The organism is Streptococcus oralis, from assembly GCF_002386345.1.
In the GTDB taxonomy this organism is placed as follows: Bacteria; Bacillota; Bacilli; order Lactobacillales; family Streptococcaceae; genus Streptococcus; species Streptococcus oralis_S.
In genome coordinates, this window is record NZ_CP023507.1 from 205,852 (window position 1) to 217,157 (window position 11,306).

Sequence of the window (11,306 nt, forward strand, 5' to 3'; positions counted from 1 at the left end):
GATTAGTCAGGCCTTGTTTTTAGTTTTGAAATTGAAGAGTAAATTTGAAGCTAGATTTTTGTTATTCAATTCCTTGGATAAATTTTTGGAAACGATAAGTGTCGAAATAGATATTGGATGCAACTAATTTATCAAATTCATCGAATTTCAGAAATTCTGCGACATCCAGTTCGAGTTCTTTTCCTTGAGGAGAATGTAGATGGTAGCGGTTTAAAGCTGAGACTGTTCGACCATCAACAAGTAATTGCTTCACTTCAAGATGCTGGCTTAAAGCATAGAATTGGCCTGCACCTTGCAAATAAACATCACGTCCTTGTCGAATTTCTATACTATCGCACATGCCATAGTCAAAGTTTTCAGCTACGAAATCTTCCCAGCCTCCCTCATTTACTGCCGTAAAATAGCTTTCTGCAAGTGTTTTTGTATCCATTTGGAACCTCCTGTAAAATAATTGGGCTATGATGAATATCACGAAATATTTTGCCCACTTAAGAGTATACAAAAGGAAATATGACTACAGGTTGTCATATTGCTGAAGATTTTTTTTGAGAGTACTGACCAGTAGATTTTGTAAGTGACTTGGAGATACGACCTTTACTTGATAACCAAAGCTTAATAGTAAATCAAAAAACGAGGGAGTTAAAGCTCTAAATGCCTGAACTTTTATTATTTCGTCCTCGACTCTGATTTCTTCTTCCGTGAAGTGATCGTAGATTTTTGGAAGTGCAAATCTTGTAAAAACTAGTTCAATTTCTTCTCTTTGCCCCTCCACTTTATGTTTTGGGGGATTTAAAAAAAGCTCTAACTTTTCTTGAGATAAACGTGGATAATCGAATGGTTTATCTTTTATCTCCACTAGTTCTAGTTCACGAATTCGAGTTAATTTAAAAATACGAAAATCTAATTTTTCTAAGCAGTAACCGATAACATACCAAGCATTCAGTTTATAGATCAATCTGTATGGAATAACTGTTCGCTGACTTTTCTCTTGTTTTTTCGAATAGTAAGAAAAAGAAATCATCTGTTCAGTTTGTATCGCTTCCTCAATTTCTAGTAAATAATTTGTATTAAGAGTCCAGGAACTGAGATCAAAGTAAAAAGGACTGTTTACTCTTGTAATTTCTTGAGAAGACAGCTTGTGTTCGATACTGTCAAGACTTGAATGACCAACGATTTTACTAACATTCTGGCTCATATTAATAATAAACTGTCTCTCTTCCTCAGTGAAAAAGTTTCTGTCTATCTTATAGTCGCTTGGTATATAGAAACCTCCCTTATCTCCACGTTCCGAATAGATTGGAATCCCCGCTAAACTAAGCGTATCCATGTCTCTGTATACTGTTCGACTAGATATTTCAAACCTCTCTGCAATCTCTTTAGCTGTTATTCTCTTCTTATTTAAAAGAGACAGTAAAATATAGATTAGTCTTTCTAATTTCATTGTAGTAAATCCTCTTTTTTAATTTCAAATAGCACAAACTAAAAGAAACTATTTCAGTTATATTGTACAATAAGAAACCTAGCAATTCAAAAAGAAGGACCGTATAGTTTAGAATATTAAGGATTAAAATGTTGGAAAAAGAATGGTATAGAAGTAATTAGGCAGAGCAATCAAGAAATTTGCCTAAATTTTTCCAACCGAATTATGTGAAGATTGCTATTTTCCGAACTGCAATCCTAGGTTTTTAGGTTAATAAATAGAAGAAAGAACAAGAAAAGTTTAGGGTTTTTCTATCTCTTTTGCTGATTTTGTGATATAATTAACACGTATAAAAAAAGAAGGAGTCATATCTAATGGCAAAATTGACTGTTAAAGACGTTGACTTGAAAGGGAAAAAAGTTCTCGTTCGTGTTGACTTCAACGTACCTGTTAAAGATGGCGTGATTACCAATGACAACCGTATCACTGCAGCTCTTCCAACTATCAAGTACATCCTTGAACAAGGTGGACGTGCAATCCTCTTCTCTCACCTTGGACGTGTAAAAGAAGAAGCAGACAAAGAAGGTAAATCACTTGCTCCTGTAGCTGCTGACTTGGCTGCTAAATTGGGACAAGAAGTTAAATTTATCCCAGGTGTTACACGTGGTGCTGAATTGGAAGCCGCTGTTAACGCTCTTGAAGATGGACAAGTTCTCTTGGTTGAAAACACTCGTTTCGAAGATGTTGACGGCAAGAAAGAATCTAAAAACGATCCTGAACTTGGTAAATACTGGGCATCACTTGGAGATGGTATCTTCGTAAACGATGCATTCGGTACAGCTCACCGTGCACACGCATCTAACGTTGGTATCTCGGCAAACGTTGAAAAAGCAGTTGCTGGTTTCCTTCTTGAAAACGAAATTGCCTATATCCAAGAAGCTGTTGAAGCTCCAGAACGTCCATTCGTGGCTATCCTTGGTGGTTCAAAAGTTTCAGACAAGATCGGTGTTATCGAAAACTTGCTTGAAAAAGCTGATAAAGTTCTTATCGGTGGTGGGATGACTTACACATTCTACAAAGCACAAGGTATCGAAATCGGTAACTCACTTGTAGAAGAAGACAAATTGGATATCGCTAAAGCTCTTCTTGAAAAAGCAAACGGCAAATTGATCTTGCCAGTTGACTCAAAAGAAGCGAACGCATTTGCTGACTACACTGAAGTGAAAGACACTGAAGGTGAAGCAGTAGACCCAGGTTTCCTTGGTTTGGATATCGGTCCTAAATCTATCGCTAAGTTTGATGAAGCTTTGACTGGTGCGAAAACAGTTGTATGGAATGGACCTATGGGTGTATTTGAAAACCCTGACTTCCAAGCTGGTACAATCGGTGTCATGGATGCTATCGTGAAACAACCAGGTGTTAAATCAATCATCGGTGGTGGTGACTCAGCTGCTGCAGCCATCAACCTTGGACGTGCAGACAAGTTCTCATGGATCTCTACAGGTGGTGGAGCATCAATGGAACTCCTTGAAGGTAAAGTTCTTCCAGGATTGGCAGCTTTGACTGAAAAATAAATAGTTTAACTAAAAGAAGATGGTGTGACCATCTTCTTTTTAATTTAATTTATAAATAGGTGAAATTTTTCTATAAATAAAAAGAAAAAAGAGTAAATATTTGCATCCTGCCTTGTAAAGTGCTAGTATAAGAAGTAACGACTAAATTTAGATAAGGAAATGACTTATAATGAAAAATAAAAAAGAAGTCTATGGATTTCGTAAAAGCAAAGTTGCGAAAACTTTGTGTGGTGCTGTTTTAGGAACTGCTTTGATTGCTTTTGTAGACAAAGCAGTATTTGCTGATGAAGTTACAGAGACAACTAGTACAAGTACAGTTGAGGTAGCTACTACAGGGAACCCAGCCACAAATCTACCTGAAGCTCAGGGTGAAATGAGCCAAGTTGCCAAAGAGAGCCAAGCTAAGGCTGGTTCTAAAGACTCAGCTTTGCCAGTAGAAGTATCATCAGCTGATTTGGATAAAGCAGTTGCTGATGCAAAATCTGCAGGAGTTAAGGTAGTTCAAGATGAAACAAAAGACAAAGGAACAGCCACAACTGCTACAGAGAATGCTCAAAAACAAGATGAGATTAAAAGCGACTATGCTAAACAGGCTGAAGAAGTAAAGACAACAACTGAAGCATATAAAAAAGAAGTCGCAGCTCATCAGGCTGAAACAGATAAAATCAATGCTGAAAACAAAGCAGCGGATGACAAGTACCAAAAAGATCTAAAAAGTCATCAAGAAGAAGTTGAAAAAATCAACACTGCTAATGCAACAGCTAAAGCAGAATATGAGGCTAAGCTAGCACAATATCAAAAAGATTTAGCAACTGTCAAAAAAGCAAATGAAGATAGTCAACAGGATTATCAAAATAAACTTTCAGCTTACCAGACAGAATTAGCTCGAGTACAAAAAGCTAATGCTGAAGCTAAAGAGGCTTATGATAAAGCAGTAAAAGAAAATACAGCTAAAAACGAAGCGCTTAAAGCTGAAAATGAAGCGATTAAACAGCGTAATGAAACTGCAAAAGCGAATTATGAAGCAGCGATGAAGCAGTATGAAGCAGACCTTGCAGCTATTAAGAAAGCTAAAGAGGATAATGATGCTGACTACCAAGCAAAATTAGCAGCTTACCAAGCGGAGTTGGCACGTGTTCAAAAGGCAAATGCTGAAGCTAAAGAGGCATATGATAAAGCAGTAAAAGAAAATACTGCAAAAAATACAGCCATTCAAGCTGAAAATGAAGCTATTAAGCGGCGTAACGCCACTGCAAAATCGAATTATGAAGCTGCGATGAAGAAATATGAAGCAGATTTGGCGGCAGTTAAGCAAGCAAATGCTACCAACGAAGCAGACTACCAAGCTAAGCTAGCCGAATACCAGACGGAATTAGCTCGCGTTCAAAAAGCAAATGCTGATGCTAAAGCAGCTTATGAGAAGGCTGTTGAAGAAAACACAGCTAAAAATGCAGCGCTCCAAGCTGAAAACGAAGAAATCAAGCAACGGAATGCCGCGGCTAAAACTGACTATGAAGCAAAATTAGCTAAATATGAAGCTGATCTTGCCAAATATAAGAAAGAGTTGGCTGAGTATCCGGCTAAGTTGCAGGCTTATGAAGATGAGCAGGCCCAAATTAAGGCAGCGCTTGTAGAACTTGAAAAGAATAAAGATCAAGATGGTTACTTATCTAAGCCATCTGCTCAGAGCTTGGTTTATGATTTAGAACCGAATGCCCAACTTGACCTCAAAACAGAAGGAAAACTTCTCACTGCAGCAGCAGTTGATGAAGCCTTTAAGAAAGACACAGACCAATATGGTAAGAAAAATCTTCAGTTAGACAATCTCAATGTCAAGAACTTGGAGAACGGTGCAACTACTTCTTCAGTGGAATTGTATGGTAATATTGGAGACAAATCAGACTGGACGACCAATGTAGGGAATAAAACAGAGGTTAAATGGGGATCGGTTCTTTTAGAACGTGGACAAAGTGCTACAGCAACTTATACCAACCTTCAAAATTCATACTACAACGGTAAAAAGATTTCGAAGATTGTTTACAAATATACTGTAGATCCTTCTTCTCAATTTAAAAATCCTAGTGGAAAAGTTTGGTTGGGAATCTTTAGTGACCCAACTTTGGGAGTCTTTGCTTCTGCTTACACTGGTGATGTTGAAAAAGGGACTTCAATTTTCATTAAAAATGAATTTACCTTCTATGATGAAAATGACCAACCAATTAATTTCGACAATGCCCTTCTTTCAGTTGCATCTCTAAATAGAGAAAATAATTCTATTGAGATGGCCAAGGATTACACTGGTAACTTTATTAAAATTTCCGGTTCATCTGTTGGAGAAAAAGACGGAAAGATTTATGCCACAGAAACTCTTAACTTTAAACAAGGACAGGGTGGAGCTCGCTGGACAATGTATAAAAATAGCCAGCCTAATTCAGGATGGGATTCATCAGATGCTCCAAACTCTTGGTATGGTGCAGGAGCAATTAGCATGTCTGGTTCAACTAACCGTGTTACTGTCGGTGCCATTTCAGCTACTTTAGTAGTTCCTTCTGATCCAGTTATGGCGGTTGATACAGGTAAAAGACCAAATATCTGGTACTCACTCAATGGTAAGATTCGTGCGGTTAACGTTCCGAAAATTACAAAAGAAAAACCAACTCCGCCAGTAGAACCAACTGCACCACAAGCTCCAACTTATGAAGTGGAAAAACCACTGGAACCAGCTCCAGTAGTACCAAACTACGAAAATGAGCCAACTCCACCGGTAAAAACTCCAGATCAACCGGAGCCATCAAAACCAGAAGAGCCAAATTATGAGACAGAGAAACCATTGGAACCAGCTCCAGTAGCACCAAACTACGAAAATGAGCCAACTCCACCGGTAAAAACTCCAGATCAACCGGAGCCATCAAAACCAGAAGAGCCAACATATGAGACAGAGAAACCATTGGAACCAGCTCCAGTAGCACCAAGCTACGAAAATGAGCCAACTCCACCGGTAAAAACTCCAGATCAACCAGAGCCATCAAAACCAGAAGAGCCAAATTATGATCCATTGCCAACTCCGCCGGTAGCACCAACTCCTAAGCAGTTGCCAACACCACCAGCGGTGCCAACAGTTCACTTCCATTACAATCGTCTATTTGCACAACCTCAGATTAATAAAGAAATTAAAAATGAGGATGGAGTAGATATCGATCGTACTCTAGTTGCTAAGCAGTCTGTAGTGAAGTTTGAGTTGAAAACAGAAGCGTTGACAGCTGGTCGTCCAAAAACAACTTCATTTGTATTGGTAGATCCACTTCCAACTGGCTATCAGTTTGATTTGGAAGCAACCAAGGCTGCAAGCAAAGGTTTTGAAACAAGCTATGATAAAGCTAGTCACACTGTAACCTTTAAGGCTACTGAGGAGACCTTGGCTGCTTTCAATGCGGATTTGACAAAATCCTTTGAGACTCTATATCCAACTGTTGTTGGTCGTGTCTTGAATGATGGGGCAACTTATACAAATAACTTTACATTGACAGTCAACGACGCCTACGGTGTTAAGTCAAACATTGTTCGTGTAACGACTCCAGGTAAACCAAATGATCCTGACAATCCAAATAACAACTACATCAAGCCTTTGAAAGTTAACAAGAACAAGCAAGGTGTAAATATTGATGGTAAAGAGGTTCTAGCTGGTTCAACGAACTACTATGAACTTACATGGGATTTGGACCAATACAAGGGAGATAAATCTTCTAAAGAAGCGATTCAAAATGGTTTCTACTATGTGGATGATTATCCAGAAGAAGCCTTAACCCTTCAACCAGAATTGGTTAAGATCCGTGATCTAGAGGGCAACCTTGTATCAGGTATCAGTGTTCAACAATTTGATAGTTTAGAAGCTGCGCCTAAGAAGGTTCAAGATCTGTTGAAGAAAGCCAACATCACTGTTAAAGGTGCTTTCCAACTCTTCTCAGCTGATAATCCAGCCGAATTCTACAAGAACTATGTAGCAGCAGGAAAATCATTGCTCATCACAGATCCGATGACAGTTAAACCTGAATTTGGTCAAACGGGTGGTAAGTATGAAAACAAAGCTTACCAAATTGATTTTGGAAATGGTTATGCTACAGAAGTAGTTGTCAACAATGTACCGAAAATCACACCTAAAAAAGATGTGACAATCAGTATGGATCCAAGCAGTGACAATATTGATGGCCAAACCATTCCGTTGAACCAGTACTTCAATTATCGTTTAATCGGTGGTTTGATTCCACAAAATCATTCTGAGGACTTGAATGACTATAGTTTTGTAGATGATTATGACCAAAAAGGTGATCAATACACTGGAAACTATAAAGTTCTTGCCAAGGTTGATATCCGATTGAAAGACGGTCGTGTTATTAAGGCAGGAACAGACTTAACGGCTGAAACACAGGTTGAACATGATCAAGATAAGGGAATGCTTACAATTCGCTTCAAGGAAGAATTCCTTCAAGAGATTCAGTTGGATTCTCCATTCCAGGCTGAGACTTATATTCAAATGAAACGAATTGCTGTTGGAACCTTTGAAAATACCTATGTAAATACTGTGAACAAAGTTGCTTACGCCTCAAATACAGTTCGTACGACAACGCCAGAACCTAAGAAACCAGAGGAGCCAACGACTCCTACTCCAAATCCAAAAGGTAACCCTACTCTACCTCAAACAGGTACAAATGATTCAAGCTACATGCCATATCTTGGTCTAGCAGCTTTAGTAGTGGTTTTAGGACTTGGTCAGTTGAAACGTAAAGAAGACGAAAGCAAGTAAGCTCTAAAAGTTAAATAGAAAAGAGGAACTTTGTTTCCTCTTTTTCTTGTAGCTTGAATTAAAAACGCTTCCTATTGATTTTGGCTCATAAAATCAACTAATTTATGTTAAAATGGTAGTAGAAAGTTGAGATTATGAGTTATTTTAAAAAATATAAATTTGATAAGTCACAGTTCAAGCTTGGTATGCGAACCTTCAAAACGGGGATTGCCGTATTTATAGTTCTCTTGATTTTTGGTTTTTTTGGCTGGAAGGGGCTTCAAATTGGAGCGTTGACAGCGGTCTTCAGTTTACGAGAGAGCTTTGATAAGAGTGTCCATTTTGGAACTTCGCGTATCTTAGGAAATAGTATTGGCGGTTTTTACGCCCTTGTCTTTTTCCTCTTAAACACTTTATTTCATGGAGCCTTTTGGGTAACCTTACTAGTTGTTCCGATTTGCACCATGTTAACCATTATGACAAACGTTGCCATGAACAACAAGGCAGGAGTTATCGGTGGTGTAGCGGCTATGTTGATTATTACCCTATCAATACCAAGCGGAGAAACATTTTTGTACGTGTTTGCACGTGTATTTGAAACATTTATGGGAGTTTTTGTCGCAATCCTTGTAAATTATGATATTGAGCAACTGAAACTCTTTTGGGAGAAAAAAAGAAAATAATGTTACATTTTATGACATTATTCGTTGACGTATGTCTTTTTTTAGACTATAATAGACAGGAAGAAGGAAATTGTAAATGAAGGAAAGAGAATTTCGCCGAAATATGGCTGTTTTTCCTATCGGCAGTGTTATGAAGTTGACCGATCTCTCGGCTCGTCAGATTCGTTATTATGAAGATCAAGAGTTGATCAAACCTGATCGAAACGAAGGGAACCGTCGCATGTATTCGTTGAATGACATGGATCGTCTGCTTGAAATCAAAGATTATATCTCTGAAGGTCATAATATTGCTGCGATTAAGAAAAAATATGCTGAACGCGAGGCGAAGTCCAAGAAAGCCGTGAGTCAGACGGAAGTGCGTCGTGCACTCCACAATGAACTCCTCCAGCAGGGGCGCTTTGCTTCAGTACGGTCACCCTTTGGTCGCGGTTAGGCAATCGCAAGTAGTCATATATATTAAGGAGAAAACCCATGCCAATCACAGCTGCAGATATTCGTCGTGAAGTCAAGGAAAAAAATGTTACCTTTATCCGTCTCATGTTTTCAGATATTCTGGGAACCATGAAAAACGTCGAAATTCCTGCTACAGATGAACAGTTAGATAAGGTCTTGTCAAACAAAGCCATGTTTGATGGCTCTTCTATTGAAGGTTTTGTACGTATCAATGAGTCAGATATGTACTTGTACCCAGACTTGGATACATGGACAGTCTTCCCTTGGGGAGATGAAAATGGGAGTGTTGCAGGTTTGATCTGTGATGTCTATACAACAGAAGGCGAACCCTTTGCAGGTGACCCACGTGGTAATCTGAAGCGTGCACTTCGTCATATGGAAGAAGTAGGATTCAAATCCTTCAACCTTGGTCCAGAACCAGAATTCTTCCTCTTTAAGCTGGATGAAAATGGCGATCCAACTCTTGAGGTAAATGACAAGGGTGGCTACTTTGATTTGGCGCCTACTGACCTTGCTGACAATACACGTCGTGAAATTGTTAATGTCTTGACCAAAATGGGATTTGAAGTAGAAGCGAGTCACCACGAGGTTGCGGTTGGACAACATGAAATTGACTTCAAGTATGATGAAGTCCTCCGTGCCTGTGACAAGATTCAAATCTTTAAACTCGTTGTTAAAACCATTGCTCGCAAACACGGTCTTTACGCAACCTTTATGGCGAAACCAAAATTTGGTATCGCTGGATCAGGTATGCACTGTAATATGTCCTTGTTTGATGCAGAAGGAAACAATGCCTTCTTTGATCCAAATGATCCAAAAGGAATGCAGTTGTCTGAAACGGCCTACCATTTCCTTGGTGGTTTGATCAAACATGCTTACAACTATACTGCCATCATGAACCCAACGGTTAACTCATACAAACGTTTGGTTCCAGGTTATGAAGCGCCTGTTTACATTGCTTGGGCTGGTCGTAACCGTTCGCCACTTGTGCGCGTACCGGCTTCACGCGGTATGGGAACTCGTCTTGAGTTGCGTTCAGTGGACCCAATGGCAAACCCATACATCGCTATGGCGGTTCTTTTGGAAGTTGGTTTGCATGGTATTGAAAACAAAATCGAAGCACCAGCTCCTATCGAAGAAAATATCTACATCATGACAGCAGAAGAGCGTAAGGAAGCTGGAATCACTGATCTTCCATCAACTCTTCATAACGCCTTGAAAGCTTTGACAGAAGATGAAGTGGTCAAGGCAGCCCTAGGTGAACACATCTACACTAGCTTCCTTGAAGCGAAACGTATCGAGTGGGCCAGCTATGCAACATTTGTTTCACAATGGGAAGTTGATAATTATCTTGATTTGTATTAAGAACATAAAAAAGATTATCTAATTGGATAATCTTTTTTATTATTGCAATTTTTTAAATGCATTTTGATACTATTCTTAGTATATATAATATGGTGAATTGAGCAAAAATGGATCATTAGTTGAATTGATTAAAAAGTAATAATATTCTGAAAAAACTCAGAATAATATTCCCGTAATCCTATCTCGAGAATCTCTCTAATGTATGAAATAGTAGGTTTTTAACATTCTAAAAAAAATTTACAATTTGACAACATATTTCTTGAAATACTAATTAGTAAATGATAAAATATCATTTGACATGAATGAGGTTTAGCTCTCGTTTTTATAGATTGATATATTATTTAATTGAAACTTATTCATGATATTTTACTATTATAAGAAAGGAGATTTTGTGTAAAAAAGACAGATGGTGGTTTCTGTTTTAAGAGATGGAGTCATCATAGCTTTAGCGGTGGGTTTAATTTATTTCACTAGACCCACTAAGGATGGAGATATAGGGGCGTCTTCAATTTTGCAATCAACTTCAAGTGATGAGAACAATTCAACTTTGAGTTTAAAAGGTCAACAACTTCCAGAATTTAAAACGGCCTCTCAAGATGGAAAATTGATTGCTAGTTCAGGACTGTAAGATAAACCTATATTAGTTGTCGAATGGGCTAGTTGGTGTCCTCGTTGTTAGAAACAACTACCCATTGTTCAGCAGATGTATGAAAAGTATGGAGATCAAATTCATTTTGTTCTTCTGAATATGAACGAACCAGGAAAAGAAACAAAGGAAACTGCTGATCAGTATATCAAAGAAAAAGGATATACTTTCCCGTATTATTATGACGAAGATCAGTCCGCAGCCGATCTTTTACAGGTTCAAACCATACCAAGTATGTATCTTGTGACAAAACAGCAACAGGTAAAGAATGTATTAGTAAATCATACTACTGCTGAAATTTTCTCGAAAGAGTTACAAGAACTGCTAAACTAATATACATCTATTTCAGAAAAGAGGAGGAAGAAGAAATCGCAATAGGATTTCA

At 38.3% G+C, this 11,306-nt stretch carries 9 protein-coding genes; 7 read left to right on the forward strand and 2 right to left on the reverse strand.

Annotated elements, in window-relative coordinates:
- Nucleotides 1–61: 61 nt before the first annotated feature.
- On the reverse strand, nucleotides 62–430 hold the full coding sequence (locus CO686_RS01050; protein ID WP_049485034.1) for a nuclear transport factor 2 family protein: 369 nt from the start codon (nucleotides 428–430) through the stop codon (nucleotides 62–64).
- Between the two features lie 84 nt (nucleotides 431–514).
- On the reverse strand, nucleotides 515–1,441 hold the full coding sequence (locus tag CO686_RS01055) for a helix-turn-helix transcriptional regulator (RefSeq protein ID WP_049550429.1): 927 nt from the start codon (nucleotides 1,439–1,441) through the stop codon (nucleotides 515–517).
- A 353-nt stretch (nucleotides 1,442–1,794) separates the two neighbouring features.
- Here CO686_RS01055 and CO686_RS01060 point away from each other — a divergent pair, with 353 nt between their 5' ends.
- The 7 genes from CO686_RS01060 (at nucleotide 1,795) to CO686_RS10420 (ending at nucleotide 11,254) form a co-directional block, all read left to right on the forward strand.
- Nucleotides 1,795–2,994 carry a phosphoglycerate kinase gene (locus CO686_RS01060; protein WP_049501507.1) on the forward strand — a complete coding sequence of 400 codons (1,200 nt, stop codon included), beginning with the start codon at nucleotides 1,795–1,797 and terminating at the stop codon, nucleotides 2,992–2,994.
- 169 nt (nucleotides 2,995–3,163) lie between these two features.
- Entirely contained in the window at nucleotides 3,164–7,795 is a 4,632-nt protein-coding gene (locus CO686_RS01065; RefSeq protein WP_096753408.1) for an antigen I/II family LPXTG-anchored adhesin, read from the forward strand.
- A 134-nt stretch (nucleotides 7,796–7,929) separates the two neighbouring features.
- Entirely contained in the window at nucleotides 7,930–8,457 is a 528-nt protein-coding gene (locus CO686_RS01070; protein WP_000119887.1) for an FUSC family protein, read from the forward strand.
- A gap of 76 nt (nucleotides 8,458–8,533) precedes the next feature.
- Entirely contained in the window at nucleotides 8,534–8,890 is a 357-nt protein-coding gene (gene glnR / locus CO686_RS01075) for a transcriptional repressor GlnR (protein ID WP_000664333.1), read from the forward strand.
- A gap of 38 nt (nucleotides 8,891–8,928) precedes the next feature.
- Nucleotides 8,929–10,275, forward strand: a complete 1,347-nt coding sequence (gene glnA / locus CO686_RS01080) for a type I glutamate--ammonia ligase (RefSeq protein WP_001122885.1) — start codon at nucleotides 8,929–8,931, stop codon at nucleotides 10,273–10,275.
- A 406-nt stretch (nucleotides 10,276–10,681) separates the two neighbouring features.
- Nucleotides 10,682–10,903, forward strand: a complete 222-nt coding sequence (locus CO686_RS10415) for a hypothetical protein (RefSeq protein ID WP_225901777.1) — start codon at nucleotides 10,682–10,684, stop codon at nucleotides 10,901–10,903.
- 120 nt (nucleotides 10,904–11,023) lie between these two features.
- Complete coding sequence (locus CO686_RS10420) at nucleotides 11,024–11,254, forward strand: TlpA family protein disulfide reductase (RefSeq protein ID WP_225901776.1); 231 nt, start codon at nucleotides 11,024–11,026, stop codon at nucleotides 11,252–11,254.
- The last annotated feature ends 52 nt before the right edge of the window (nucleotides 11,255–11,306 follow it).

Excerpts from the sequence above, each read along its gene's own strand:
- glnA (WP_001122885.1), top strand. The coding sequence starts at position 8,929 with ATGCCAATCACAGCTGCAGATATTCGTCGTGAAGTCAAGGAAAAAAAT.
- CO686_RS01050 (WP_049485034.1), bottom strand. The coding sequence starts at position 430 with ATGGATACAAAAACACTTGCAGAAAGCTATTTTACGGCAGTAAATGAG.
- CO686_RS01070 (WP_000119887.1), top strand. The coding sequence starts at position 7,930 with ATGAGTTATTTTAAAAAATATAAATTTGATAAGTCACAGTTCAAGCTT.
- CO686_RS10420 (WP_225901776.1), top strand. The coding sequence starts at position 11,024 with ATGAACGAACCAGGAAAAGAAACAAAGGAAACTGCTGATCAGTATATC.
- CO686_RS01060 (WP_049501507.1), top strand. The coding sequence starts at position 1,795 with ATGGCAAAATTGACTGTTAAAGACGTTGACTTGAAAGGGAAAAAAGTT.
- CO686_RS01065 (WP_096753408.1), top strand. The coding sequence starts at position 3,164 with ATGAAAAATAAAAAAGAAGTCTATGGATTTCGTAAAAGCAAAGTTGCG.
- glnR (WP_000664333.1), top strand. The coding sequence starts at position 8,534 with ATGAAGGAAAGAGAATTTCGCCGAAATATGGCTGTTTTTCCTATCGGC.
- CO686_RS10415 (WP_225901777.1), top strand. The coding sequence starts at position 10,682 with ATGGTGGTTTCTGTTTTAAGAGATGGAGTCATCATAGCTTTAGCGGTG.
- CO686_RS01055 (WP_049550429.1), bottom strand. The coding sequence starts at position 1,441 with ATGAAATTAGAAAGACTAATCTATATTTTACTGTCTCTTTTAAATAAG.